The sequence below is a fragment of the Novosphingobium sp. FG90 genome, assembly GCF_057808725.1.
In genome coordinates, this window is the sequence record NZ_JBMDIO010000015.1 from 98,164 (window position 1) to 111,551 (window position 13,388).

At 64.2% G+C, this 13,388-nt stretch carries 11 protein-coding genes; all 11 read right to left on the minus strand.

What is annotated here, in order from left to right; all coding sequences use genetic code 11:
• Window positions 1-49 precede the first annotated feature (49 nt).
• Window positions 50-796: an arsenical resistance protein ArsH gene (arsH, locus tag ACODRZ_RS14780; RefSeq protein ID WP_488971601.1), complete on the minus strand. Its 747-nt coding sequence runs from the start codon at window positions 794-796 to the stop codon at window positions 50-52.
• Complete coding sequence (arsB, locus tag ACODRZ_RS14785; RefSeq protein ID WP_488971602.1) at window positions 793-1,821, minus strand: ACR3 family arsenite efflux transporter; 1,029 nt, start codon at window positions 1,819-1,821, stop codon at window positions 793-795. Before arsB ends, arsH begins: the two co-directional genes overlap by 4 nt.
• Before the next feature lie 5 nt (window positions 1,822-1,826).
• Window positions 1,827-2,363, minus strand: coding sequence for a GNAT family N-acetyltransferase (locus ACODRZ_RS14790; protein ID WP_488971603.1), 537 nt, complete (start codon window positions 2,361-2,363; stop codon window positions 1,827-1,829).
• Window positions 2,360-2,773 (minus strand): arsenate reductase (glutaredoxin), encoded by a 414-nt coding sequence (gene arsC, locus ACODRZ_RS14795; RefSeq protein ID WP_488971604.1) that lies wholly within the window; start codon window positions 2,771-2,773, stop codon window positions 2,360-2,362. The genes ACODRZ_RS14790 and arsC overlap by 4 nt, the downstream gene beginning before the upstream one ends.
• A gap of 10 nt (window positions 2,774-2,783) precedes the next feature.
• Window positions 2,784-3,113, minus strand: coding sequence for an ArsR/SmtB family transcription factor (locus ACODRZ_RS14800; RefSeq protein WP_488971605.1), 330 nt, complete (start codon window positions 3,111-3,113; stop codon window positions 2,784-2,786).
• Window positions 3,114-3,464: 351 nt separating this feature from the next.
• Window positions 3,465-5,768 (minus strand): heparinase II/III domain-containing protein, encoded by a 2,304-nt coding sequence (locus ACODRZ_RS14805; protein WP_488971606.1) that lies wholly within the window; start codon window positions 5,766-5,768, stop codon window positions 3,465-3,467.
• Window positions 5,769-5,837: 69 nt separating this feature from the next.
• The gene (locus ACODRZ_RS14810; RefSeq protein ID WP_488971607.1) at window positions 5,838-7,808 is read right to left on the minus strand and encodes a glycoside hydrolase family 97 protein; all 1,971 of its coding nucleotides are present in this window, start codon (window positions 7,806-7,808) and stop codon (window positions 5,838-5,840) included.
• Window positions 7,809-7,839: 31 nt separating this feature from the next.
• Window positions 7,840-9,324 (minus strand): glycosyl hydrolase family 28 protein, encoded by a 1,485-nt coding sequence (locus ACODRZ_RS14815; protein ID WP_488971608.1) that lies wholly within the window; start codon window positions 9,322-9,324, stop codon window positions 7,840-7,842.
• Between the two features lie 29 nt (window positions 9,325-9,353).
• Window positions 9,354-12,017: a TonB-dependent receptor gene (locus ACODRZ_RS14820; RefSeq protein WP_488971609.1), complete on the minus strand. Its 2,664-nt coding sequence runs from the start codon at window positions 12,015-12,017 to the stop codon at window positions 9,354-9,356.
• A gap of 128 nt (window positions 12,018-12,145) precedes the next feature.
• Window positions 12,146-13,168, minus strand: a complete 1,023-nt coding sequence (locus ACODRZ_RS14825; RefSeq protein WP_488971610.1) for a sugar kinase — start codon at window positions 13,166-13,168, stop codon at window positions 12,146-12,148.
• Window positions 13,168-13,388 (minus strand): SDR family oxidoreductase (locus ACODRZ_RS14830; RefSeq protein WP_488971611.1); only part of this gene is annotated, 221 nt, incomplete at its 5' end. The genes ACODRZ_RS14830 and ACODRZ_RS14825, both read right to left, overlap by 1 nt.

Here is a 13,388-nt window from a genome sequence, read left to right on the forward strand (position 1 = left end):
GGATCGAAAATTGGGCGCTGAACGTCCGGCAAAAGGGTCGGCTGCGGAATCAAGACTGGGCCGCGATCACTATAGCGGAATGGTCCGTTGTAGCATCGATCGGAACGCCGGCCTCTTTGCGCTCGGAGTAGCGGTCGACGAGTTGCGCCGCGTGCGGCCTCATCAGCACGGTGAAGCGCACCAGTTCCTCCATCACATCGACTATGCGCTCGTAATAGCTCGATGCCCGCATCCGGCCGTCCTCGTCGAACTCCTTGTATGCCATCGCCACCGACGACTGGTTTGGGATCGTGAACATCCGCATCCAGCGGCCCAGCAGGCGCAGTGAATTCACGGCGTTGAACGATTGCGAGCCGCCGGATACCTGCATGACTGCAAGCGTGCGCCCCTGCGTTGGCCGCATTCCGCGCATCTGGAGCGGCAGATGATCAATCTGCGTCTTTATGATGCCGCTGATCTGGCCGTGCCGCTCCGGGCTGCACCAGACCATGCCTTCCGACCACAGCGCGTGCTCGCGCAGTTCATGCACGGCCGGGTGATCGTCTCCCGCCACCTGATCGGGCAATGGCAGATCGCTGGGATCGAAAATCCGCGTCTCGGCGCCGAAGAATTGCAGCAGGCGCGCCGCCTCCTCCACGGCGAGGCGCGAGAAAGAGCGTTCCCGCAGCGAACCGTAGAGCAGGAGAATGCGCGGAGGCGGTTGGTCCGGGCCAAGGCCTGCGGCGGGACGAGCCAGCGCGAAAGCCTTTTCCAGCGCAGGAAGATGAGCAGGGGCGGCAAGCTCGCGCAGTCTCATGTGGGAATACCTTTCTCGTACCAGGGGCGGGTCCGCTTCACCAAGGCGACGATCGACAGCATCACCGGCACTTCGACCAGCACACCCACGACCGTTGCCAGTGCGGCACCGGAACTGAGGCCAAAGATGCTGATGGCAGCGGCCACAGCCAGTTCGAAGAAGTTGGAGGCGCCGATCAGCGCCGAAGGGCCAGCGACGCACCATGCCACGCCGAAACGGCGGCTGAGCCAATAGGCGATGCCGGCATTGAAATAGACCTGAAACAGGATTGGCACGGCAATCAGCGCGATCACCAGCGGCTGTCGGATGATCTGCTCGCCCTGAAAGCCGAACAATAGAACCAGCGTCAAGAGCAGGCTCGAAAGGCTGATCGGGCCAATGGCGGACAGAAATTGCTGGAGCCGCTTATCACCGCTGCGAAGGAGCGCGCGGCGGAGCAATTGCGAGATTACCACCGGGACGACGATGTAGAGGCCCACCGACAGCGCCAGCGTGCTCCACGGCACGGTGATCGATGCGACGCCCAGCAGCAGACCCACGAGCGGCGCGAAGGCAAAGACCATGATCAGGTCGTTCAGCGCGACCTGGCTCAAGGTGTAGTTTGGCTCGCCCTCGACGAGGTTGGACCAGACGAAGACCATCGCGGTGCAAGGCGCTGCAGCCAGCAGGATCAGCCCGGCGATGTAGGACGACGATGCGCCTTCAGGCAGCATCGGCGCGAACAGATAGCCGAGAAAGAAAGTGCCGAGCAGCGCCATCGAGAATGGCTTGATCGCCCAGTTCACTACGAGGGTGACGCCGATGCCCCGCCAGTGCTGCCGAAGGCTATAGAGCGCGCCGAAATCGACCCGCAGCAGCATCGGGATGATCATCAGCCAGATCAGGCCCGCCACCACGAGGTTGACGTTGGCGATCTCCAGCGCTGCGATCGCCTCGAAGGCGCCCGGCAGCAAGTGGCCGAGACCGATCCCCACTACGATGCACAGGGCTACCCAAAGCGAGAGATAGCGCTCGAATAGCGACATGGTCGTCAGCCCTTCCCAGGAGAGACAGGCGCGGTCAAAATACCGCAGCCCAAGGCGATCTGCATGTAAACCGTGTCGAGCCAGCGGCTGGCCTTCCAGCCCATGCCCGTCAAGCGTCCAGCGTGCTCAAAGCCGCAGGAGCCGTGCAGCCCGACGGAGGCCGGTTCACCTCCGCCGATGACGGCGACTATCTGCCGGAAGCCATAAGCTTCGGCGGCTCCCAGCAGGGTCTTGAGCAGCAATTTGCCGATGCCACCACCGCGCCGGTCGTGCGCCACGTAGATACTGTTCTCGCAGGCATAGGCGTAGGCGGGGCGATCCCGGAACTGCGTGGCGTAGGCATAGCCGACCACTTGATCGCCATCGCAGGCGACGAGGAACGGCCAACTCCGGCCAGTTACCGTCAAGATCTTCTCGACGGTCTCGTCCTCGGTCGGCGGTACGACTTCGTAGGTCGCCGTGCCATGCAAGACATGATGGGTGTAGATGGCCGCAATGGCCCGCGCATCGCCGACCGTTGCGCTGCGAACCGAAAGGGTCATCGCCGGGTCTCTTCCACGACTTCGCCGTCTTCCTTGACGAAGGTGCTGCGCTGCTCGGTTGGCAGAAGATCCAGCACTTCTTCGGAGGGGCGGCAGAGCTTCACGCCCAGCGGCGACACCACCAGCGGCCGATTGATGAGGATGGGATGCTCCATCATCGCGTCGATCAGGGCCTCGTCCGTCAAGGTCTCGTCGCCGAGGCCCAGTTCGGCATAAGGCGTACCCTTCTCGCGCAGCAGAGCGCGCGGGGTGATGCCGGCTCGCTCGATGAGCCCGACCAGCAGCGCGCGATTTGGCGGCGTCTTCAGATACTCGACGACATGAGGCTCGATGCCCGCATTGCGGATCATGGCCAGGGCATTACGAGATGTCCCGCAAAGCGGGTTATGGTAGATCACGATATCGGTCATTGTTGCCTCTTCAGCAGCAGGTGAGTTCGGCCATAAGCGGCTCGCACAGTTCAGCGCGCCCCTGGCAGCAATCCTTGGCCAGATAGACCATGAGGCCGCGCAGCGCGTCGAGGTTGGCGCGCTGGATCTGTTGGCGACCGCGCTTCTCGGACAGCACCAGCCCGGCCTTCGCCATCACGGCAAGATGCGTCGAGAACGTGCTCTGGGTCAGCCTCGATGCCTCAACCAGTTCGCCGGTCGACAGACCTTCAGGCTCGTGCCGGATCAGCAGGCGGAACGCTTCGAGCCGCGTCGGATGGCTGAGAGCAGAGAGAATCAAGAGTGCATCGCTGGTGTCCATGCATCGTAATTATCCGATGCAATCAAGCCGGTCAACAAAAGATCGGCTATTTCCGATGTCTGATTTTGGGAAGTATGGCGGACGTGAACAAGTCTGCGACCCGAAGCCGCCTTTCCGGAATAGGTCACTCTTGGGTATCCAGAAAGGTAAAGCTGACGGGCTGCACCTGGGGACGCAAAATTTGCGCTCGAGCGTCCATTAAGCGTCGGCCGCAGAAAGGATTGCTAAGCGCCCGCCGCCACGGTCCCGAGATAGAAAAGATTTCTTAAGTTGTTCAACGCGGAGAAGGGCCTTTCGACGACGCCTTGCTCATTGACTTTCCTCTCCGTGAGTGTCGCGGGGGTAAGGTGGTCAATTCGTTCTGGGCAATACGGCCTGGCCGTTTGCGCAAGCGGCCGTCCCCTCCATGCCTGCCACTTGCACGGGCGCCGAGCAGGCGATGCGCACGGTCCCGTGGGTGCCGCTGAACTGAACCTGGGTGCTGGATCCCATCGCGAGATGGGCGGTGACCTTCGCCAGCGAGTCGACAAGGACCGCGCCTGAGCGGCGGACATAGCTTGCGTCCACGACTGTGATCTCGTCCGGAGCCGTGTTTTCGTCGCGGCGCACGGGGCGGCTGACAGCCAGGATGTAGGCGTCAGTGTCGAGCCCGGCGATCGTGGCGTTGGCATTGCGATGGCGAAGTCGTCCGTCTGCCAGAAGGTTGAAGTAGACCTCGGTGATGCGATCGGCGCCGGTGATGCGCACGCCGATCCAGTTCGTGCCTTCGAGGCGTTCGATCCGCGACGGGGACATGCCATCGTTGTGGGGCTGCAGGGCAACCAGAAACTTCTCGCGATCGCTTTTCCCGACCGGCTGGAAGCCGAGGTAGGCCTGCTTTATCTTCGGGTCCTCGTCGGCGAGGCCCTCATGGCCGACGAGGCGCAGTGCATAAGGATAGTCGGTCGGCAGGCCGCCGTCCGGCAGAGCCGCCGGGAACAGCGGCGTGACGTCGACGCCGGCGTCCGCGTCGCGAATTTCGACTGTCCTGCCTTTGCGCGTCGCCGTCCCGCTATGATGCAGCAGCCACTCAAACTGTCCGGGATCGCGGCTGCGCAAGTCGTCGATGAGGAGGATCGTGTCTCCCACCCAAAGGATATTGCGGTAGTTGCGCTGGAAATATCGGCTCGTCGGACCGGTGGCATCCGCCCAGGCATAGCGAATGTTGGGCGTATCGAGCACATGGTCGATCGTGCCCATCGAAGCCGACCCGTCGTACAGGTCGCTGGCGGGCTCCGCCCGGCCATCGATGGTGACGACGTTGTGGGCTTCGCTTTGCCGGTAGTAGCCATCGTATTCCGGCGTCGAGTAGCCCGAATGGCCGGAATCCGCGATGAGCGTGCGCCCCTTGTGGTAGAGGATGAAACTGCCGGCGTCGGCATGGTTGTGGTTCCAGGTGAACCCGGACTTGACCCCGAGGAGCGTCGCATCGGGGGACCAGTCGCTGCGCATGGTCAGCAGGCCCTGTTCGCGCGATACGTACGTGCGCGATGTCGTGGTGGACGAAGATGCTGAGGCGCGCGCCGAGGCGTCAGGGAAATAGGGAAGGTTGGTGGCATCCTTCCACGCATCCTTCGCGGGCACGCCGGAGAAGCCAGCGATATACTTCAGGTACTCGGGATTGTGGTCGCCGAGCGCCCACAGGTCGGCCAAGGTGTGGCAACCGCAACTTGGCGGGCGGCTGTCACCGAAATTGAGCGACACCCATCCCTCGTTGCGGGGATAGCTGGTGGCGAGAAAATAGCCTGCTATCTTGTCGAGACCCTTGATGGGGGAAGGCGCGGTTCCCATCGCCTCGGTCCACGAGCGGCGAAAAAGCATGAGGCTGTGCAATGCCAGTTCGGCATAGGAGACAGTTTCCGAGTAGGCGCCGTCACGGCCGAAGGTGGGTGGCTTGCTGCCCATGCGGGTGCCCGGAAACTCGAACCATTCCACGCTCGCTTCGTCGATGCGGCGAGCCCACTCGAGGCCACGAGCATCATCCTCGCGCACGGCCAGCGCGGCGACGCCCGCGCCGAAGACGATATGCGCCCACCAGTTATGTCCCATCGTGTCGAGCGCATGGATGCGCCTTGCGCCATCGATCCAGTCGTCCATGATCGGGAGGATAGCGCCGCGGATGAGGCCCTGGACGATGGTCTGGCGCTCGGCCTGCGACAGCGTGTCGCGCACGGCGTCATAAGCAATGCCGGTGCTGGCGGCGGCATAACCCATACCGAGATCGGATCTCCAGGGCGGTTCGCGGCGCGCGAGGGGGGTGTCGGTCAGCCAGTCTTTTCTGGCCGCGCGCTGCAGCAGGAGGGCCTTGGCTCCTTGCGCGTACTTCGCCTGTCCCGTGACGCGGAATGCGAGCCCTAGCGCTTCCAGAGCACTGTCGATCTCGCGGTCGCCGCGCGGGGTCGAAGTCAGCGCCTTGTCCGCCGTCTTGCGCAGGGCATTCCAGCGGGCGCGTGCTTCGGGGTCGCTGGCGACGAGTTGCTTCACCCGCGCGATGTTGGCGGGATTGAATGCCAGGGAGGCAGGCGATGCTCCGGTCTGCTCGTATGCCTGGCCCTGTGCCATCGCGGGCGCGGCTGACAGTATCACGGCCATGGCGGCCAGGGCGCTTCGCATCATCTCATCCATTCCCCGTCCAGGCCGTGGCGCCTGGACAATTTGCTTTGAGGTTCATTGTCAGGCCCATGATCACCTCACGCGCTCGAAGAGGATCGCCTGGCCGCCGCTCGGCTGCATCGCGACGGTCAGAATGGCAGCGGCATCCACCTCGCGCCGGGCGATGTCCACCTTGGTCCGTCGGGGCTCCGGCGCTCGGGAACCGTCCGCAAAGACCATCGCCTGCCATTTGCCTTCGCCCAGGAAGGCGAGCGGGATCTGGATCGTGCGGGCCTCCTCGTTCGTCATCGCGCCCAGGAACCAACGATTGCTGCTTCGCCGCGCGACCGCCACATATTCGCCGGGCTCGCCGCCAATCGCGCGGGTTTCGTCCCAGGTCGTGGGACATTCGTCGAACCATTGCAGCGCGGGCCAGCTGCCGGCGCGGTACTTGGCCGGAGCGTCGTACCAGTAGAGGAACGTCAGCGGATTATAATAGACGGCCGCCATCGCCAGTTGGTGCGCGTTGGTGGTCTTGTTCATGTAGTGGTCGTAGCAGATCGTATAGTCGATCGGACCCGAAAGCGCGCGGGTGAAGGGCAGGGTGACGTTGTGCCTTGCGGTAGGGAACTGTTCGTTGCCGCGCACGCCTTCGAGTGCGACGTAGTTCGGCAAGGTCCGCTCCAGCCCGGCGGGACGAAGGTTGTCGTGCAGGTTAACCAGGAGGCGGTTGTCGCCGCAGGTCTTCACGAGGTTGTAGATCCAGTCCACATCCTCCTGCCGTCCTTCCCAGATGAAGCCGAACTTGATCCCGGCGATGCCCCACTTGCGGTATGTGGCGACGATGGCATCGAGCTGACGCATCGCGGGCACGCGGTCGACGTAGACGATGGTGCCAATCCCCTTCGCGCGCGCGGCGGCAACGATGCCCTCGATGTCGAAACCGTCGATGGGGCGGGTCGCATCACTGGGGTCGGTGCCGTCGCCATACCAGTGCGCGTCGAACTCGATGTAGTCGAGCTTGCGTTCGTAGGCGAAGGCGATGCCTTCCATCGCGCCTGCGTTCGAATAGGGCTTGCGGATCCGGAAGGCGCGGCCCGGGCGGATCCAGTCTTCGGAGCCCAGCCTGTCCGGCGTGGCAAGCGTGGGGACGAGCCCGGCCTTGTCGATCAGCGCGGCAGGACGTTCGCCGACCATTATGACGCGCCAGGGCGTCGTGAAAGGTGCTTCGACGGCGAACAGGGGAGCGGCATGGGTGTCGCCGGGCCCCGAATAGCCGGTGGCGCGGCCGGGGAAGTGCATCAGGCGGCTGACCATGGTCTGCTCGTCCTCACCCGGAGCGAACATCATGCGCGGGTAGTGCAGCCGGTCGGATTCGCATAGCAGCATGGCAAGGCCCGCACGTGTCTGGGCCAGCGCCGGCGTGTCGGCCAGCGCGCCCTTGTCGGTGCTGGCGGTCAATTCGGGATGGGGCGCAGGCGCTATGCGGCCTGGCGAGGACACAGCGTATTCGCCTTCGTCGCGGCTGGTCCACACACGCGTTCCGGTTGGCATGCGGAATTCGATCTGCTCGCCGCCCAGCGTTATGGATTTCTTTGGCGCGGAGATCAGGACGAAGCGGCAGGCGATCCCGTCGTTGTGCGCGAACAGGCGGATTGCGAAGCGGATGCGCGTCCGGCGGTCCTCGAAGCGCGCTTCCAGCTGGCTAGCCCTGCCGTCATAGCGCGCGGCGATCCCATACGGCGGCTGCCAGGTGCCATCGATGGCGGTAATCTCCGAGCCAAGGAATTTCGCATCCGGTCCGAGGCGTTTGCCATCGTCAAGCACGAGTGCCAAGCGCGATGGTTCCAGCATGACGGCATCGCCATGCCGGGCGGCCCAGCGCGGGTGCTCGCGGCGCGATGCGGGAACGAGCAGTTCGAGCGTGGTGCGTCCATCGGGCGATGAGACGGTCAGGCGCCGCCCCTCTGGCGCGACCTCGGAGCGGGCCGCGGGGATGGTCGCGGCTATCCCTGTAGCGGCAGCGCCAAGGCTTGCCAGGATGGTGCGGCGATTTGTCTTCATGCTTATTCTCTCTCCCGGTGGGCGTACCGCATCAGCGGATGCGCAAGCTCTCGACATGCTTGCCCACCACCATATCCGCCGCCTGCGGGGTGTCGATGCCCTGGCCAGCTATGCTGAGGTTCTCGATCGTGACGTTGCGAACCGCGGTCTTCGCGGAAAGGCCCGAGATGATCGACTGGCTCGGCATGCCTTCGCCAGTGAAGGTGACGTTGCGGATGGTAACTCCGTCGATCCCGCGTCCCGGCGCCTTGTTGTAGCGCGCGTTGTCGCCAGCGACGATGTTGATCAGCTTGCCCTCCTCGATCCGGTCGACGCGGATGTTACTGAACGTGATATTGCGGATGAGGGTGCTGTCGCCCGAGTAGGCGGCGATGACGCCCTCCCAGTCGGGATCGTCTTCGTCCAGGTTGGCGATGTCGATGTTGTCGAAGGTCACGTCGCGGATCGTGCGCGGGTCGGCATTGTCGCCGAAATGCCCGATGTAGAGCGCGTGGGCCACGTCGTTCCAGATGCGCAGGTTGCGAACCGAGATGTCGAACGTGTCCCCCGGCGGGTTGATATCGGGAATGCCCGTCTGCGCCGCCCGCTGGCGGCACAGCGGACAGTCGGCGACGGCATAGACCACTACTGCGTCGTCGGATACGCGCAGATAGCCGCCATCGACCGAGACATGTTGCGAGGTCGAGATGTTGATCCCGTCCGACCACTTGCCTGAGGTGAACCCGGTTATGCCGCGTACTGAGACATTGCTGGAGTTGCGGATGTTGATGACCCGCGCGGCGTCCTTGCGGTCGCTGTTGACGAGGATGAGGTCGGAGATCGCGACGTTCTGCGCTTTCTCGAGGTCGATCCCCCGTCCGGGATCCCAGAGCATCCCGCGCCCCGATATCTTGACGTCCTTCACGCCTTCCAGTGCGAAGGCGCCTTTCAGGACGGCTCCGCCTGCAAGGTAGATGCGCTCTCCCGACTTGACCGGGAACACGTCGCTGCCCTCAGGCGGGACATGGAGCCCGGGTTCGAAAACGCGCACGTTCGGACCGTTCGGTGCGGCTGCGGGCACGGCGCCGGCCAAGATGTGCAGATTGTGAAGCCGGTCGTCATCGAACTGGAGCGAGAAGCTCTCCGGACGGGTCAGCGTCATGCGCACCAGACTTCCGTTGCGTTCTGGCTTCACTGCGCTCGACAGTGGTGCAACGGTGATATTATCGAAGCGGCCGTTATTCTTGAGGACTTCGATTTCCACGGTGCCCTGAAAATCGAAATACACCATGGAGGCATTCTGCCTCGTGTCCGTGTCGACCTGTACGCGGTACTCGTAGAGATCCTGCCATGCTCCGCCCGGCTTGCGCACGCGGACGGTGAAGTCGTCGTTATGCGCGGCATAGAGCAGTCCCTTCGGCACGGGATAGACCTGCAGAGCATCGTCCGCCGCGAGAACGGCAGGGGCCGCCGCGCAGGACAATGCGATAGCGGCAAGGCCGATGCCGGTCCGGCGCAGGATCGCGGGTTTGCGCATCGAAGTGGCTCCTGAGCTGTGCGATCGCATCAGAAATTCGCTGTCCCGGTCAGGAAGAACGAGCGCGGCTGGGTGGTAAGGATACCAGTGGTCGCATTGGGGTACATGCTGATGATCTGGGCCTGCGACAGTCCCGAGACTGGCAGGTTAGGGTTCTGGATGGAGAAGATGCCGATGTCGTTGAACACGTTGTTGACGTTGAAGCCGAGGCGGAAGTCGGGCGTCACTTCGTAGGATAGCGACAGGTCGGTCTGAGTCTGCGTGGGGAACGTCGTCAGCCCCGTGAAGCTCGACGGACGGGAGCCCAGATAGGTGAAGTTGACGAGAGCCGTGAACGGACCCGTCGCGTATTCCACGCCGATGCGTCCCTGCACCTTTGCAAGGTTCTCAAGCTTGCTGTCAGGATAGGCTTCCAGCTGATCGTCTGCCCGGCCCGTCTGCCCCATGTTCCAGTTGTACCATTCGAGCGCCTTGCCCTTCTGGAGCGTCACGGCCGCCGTCAGCCGCAGCTGGCGCGTCACGCGGACATCGCCCTCGATCTCGACCCCGTAGACCCTTGTCTTGTTGAAGGCGGGCGTGGTTACGTAAGTCGTGCCGTCAAGGTCGGTCCCCTGGCCGACGACGTTCACCTTGTCGAGCAGGGTGAGGAACGGGGTCAGCGTCAAGCGAACAGCAGGGCTCACATAGCTGAAGCCCGCTTCGTACTGGGTGATCAGCGGCGGCGTGATCGGCTGGTTCTGCGCCTTGAACACGGTGTCGTACCCGCCCCAAAGTCCGTCGCCGTTCTTCTTGCCGCGGGCGTAGCGGACATAGGCCGAGAAGCGATCGGAGAAACGGTAGTTGGCGGCCGCCGTATAGTTCACGAAGCTCAACTTCTTGTCGAAGGGCACTTCGCGGTTCAGCACGCCCACGAGATTGTCGTAGATCGTCAGCGGGTCGCCATCGACGCCGCCGTAAGCGCGGTCGCGCGCCTGCGGGTTCGCCGAGGCAAGCAGGTTCGTGCCCTTGTAGCCGAAGCGCTCGTAGCGGATGCCGGCGTCCAGGGTGAGATGGTCGGTCGCCTTCCAGTTGAGGCCGCCGAACAGCGAGGTCGAGCGGTTCTTCACGGTGTTGCGTACCGGCGCGGTACCGATGGAACCGAACCCGGCGGGATTGGTCATCTGATAGGCATTGCCGGTCGCGGCGTCGGTGAATGTGACTTGGGTTGCCTCCATGTCGGACTCGATCGGGGCGATGTAGCCGCCGGGCGGCAGCAGTTCGCGCACGAACTTCGAACGCGAGAGATAGCCACCGGCGGTCACGGTCAGACGGCCGATCCGCTTGGAAATCGTCAACTGATCGATGAACGACTGCTCGTCGAAATCGGTCGAGGTGCCGGTCCCCGAAATGACGCCGTTGGCCAGAACCTGCTGGTTGGGCAGGTTGTTGGTCAGCACCGTGTAGCCGCTCGCGGCGCTGGCTACGCGGGCGAGCAACTGGCCGTTGCTGCCGGTCACCGTGATCGTTCCCGGAACGCGGCTGAGCCCCGCGGCGCTGAAGCCCAGGTTGTTCCACAGGTTCTGGTTGTCCAGGCCGTAGGTTCCGACGCCGTTCTGGTTGAGCTTCAGGCGGTTGTCGTTGAACCGGAAATGGTTGCTGATCTGGAGCGTGTCATCGACATCGTGCTCCCACTTGAGGCCCACGGTCCGCGCGACGGTGTGGTCGAGATTGTCCGGATCGAAGCGCTGGCTGTCCACGACGCCCGACCCGGGAATGGTGAAGGCCGATTTGCGGCCCAGCGTGTAGTTGTCGTAGCGCGACATGCCGGACGCGATCTGCGGATCGTCGAACCCGATCGAGGGGATCCGCTCGGAATCGTAGGATCCGTTGTGATCGTCGAGATACTTGCCGTAGAGGACCAGTGAGCCGGAGCCGTAGTTCCAGCCCAGCGATGCCTTGATCTGCCCACCCCGGTTGAACGGATAGGCGGTCGGCCGTGCGCCGAACGAACGGCGATAGAACCCGCCTATCGACCCGTAGACGCCGCTTTCGCCGAATTCAGTGCCGTAGTAGGCGTCCGCACGCTGATAGGGCTGGCTTTTGCCCTCGAGACCGAGGCGAACCGAAGCCACGCCTCCATCGTGATCGGTGAGGGCGTTCTTGGAGATGTAGTTGAACAGGCCGCCGGGCGCGTTCGGCCCCGTGACGGTCGCGCTGCCTCCGCGCAGCGCCTCGACGCGCTTCAGCGTCAGGTCCTGACGATAGAAACTGTCAGGCTGGAAGCCGCTGCCCTGGATGCCGATCACCGGCAGTCCATCGTCGAGCAATGCAACGAAGTAATAGCCCGACGTTGCCGACTGCGTTCCGACCGACAAGCCGCGCGCATAGACAATGTTGCGCGCCTCCCCGATCGATGAGTTCACATAGACACCTGGCACGTTCTTCAGAAGGTCTGCCGCACTGACCGGGGCCGAGCGTTGCACTGTGTCGGAATCGATGGTCGAGATTGCAACAGCGGCGTCGCGCTTGGCCGTGCGGTTGAGCACGCCGGTGACGATGATCTCGTTCGCGGAGGCATCCTGCGGAGCCGGGGGCGCAGGGGCGGCGTCCTGGGCAAGAGCCGGAAATGCCGAGCATGAGGCCAGAAGCAGTGAAGCCAGTCTGGCGGTCGTGGATACGCGTCCGCGGCAGCGGAGCGAGGCGTTGCGATTCATGAGCGCTCTCCCGAGGGCGTCTGGTTGTTGCAAGGCTGATATCGATATCATTCGATGCGCGCAAGGGGATATCGATACCATGGGTTTGTCTTTCCGATGTTTCGAGGTGGGACGACTTGCGCGCTGGCCTAGCGCCGCACGTCGCCGCCACTGGCCGAGAACGCCTCAAGTTCGTCCGGTCCAACAAGGCACATGTCACCCGGCACGGTATGCTTGAGCACGGTGTAGGCCAGCCCCGCCTGCGCGGTGGCGACGAGGTCCGCGCCCTGCAGCCACTTGTGCAGCACGCCCGCCGCGAGCGCGTCGCCGGTGCCGATGCGGTCGACGATACCGGTGACGTCGACCTCGCTGGTCTGGTGCGCCGCGTCCCGCGCATCGAGGCGCGCAGCGATGCGGTGGTGGCCGGAATTGACCACATGCCGCGCGGTCGAGGCGATCAGCTGCAACTTGGGAAACGCCTCGAAGGCGGCCAGCGCGGCCTCGCGCCGCCGGTCGGAGCCGTCCCCGGAGAACGCCTTGCCGAGCAGCAGCGAGATGTCGCGGTGGTTGCCGATCATGACCGTCGCCGACTGCATCAGGTCGGTCAGGATCGCGCGCGGGTCACTGTCCCACGCATCCCACAGGAGTGCGCGGTAGTTGCCGTCGAAACAGATGGGCACGCCGGCGCTTGTCGCCGCGGCGACGGCGGCTTGCGCAAGCGCGACGCCTCCGGGGCCGAGCGCCGGCGTGATGCCCGACAGGTGGAGCAGTCGGGCGCCCTCGAGCGCGGAGGCGAAGTCGAACTGGTCCGCCCTGGAGGCCGCGAACACACTGCCCGCCCGATCGTAAGTGATCGACGAGGGCCTCAAGCCCGCTCCGCTTTCGAGGAAATAGAGGCCCATGCGACCGGCATCGCGCGCCACGTGGGCGGTATCGATCCCGGCGGCATTGAGGGCCGCGCGCGCCTTGTCGCCCAGCGGGCTGGACGGCAGGCGCGTCAGCATCTTCACGTCATGGCCCAGCGAGGCGAGCCCCGCCGCGACATTGGCCTCGGCCCCGCCGACGACCATGTCCAGCGCATCGCACTGCACCGTCAGCCGCGCGCCGGGCGTGGCGAAGCGCAACAGCACTTCGCCGAATGTGACGACATGGCCGGAAGCGCTATGGGTCATCAGCGCGCCAGCCAGCCGCCGTCGACGGCCAGAACCTGCCCGGTCACATAGTCCGACGCCTGCGAGGCGAGGAACACGGCGGCGCCCGCGATATCCTCGGGACGGCCCCAGCGGCCGGTCGGGATACGCTCGAGGATCTGGCGGTTGCGCGTCTCGTCGGCAACGAGCGCGGCGGTGTTGTTGGTGGTGATGTAGCCCGGCGCGATCGCGTTGACCTGCA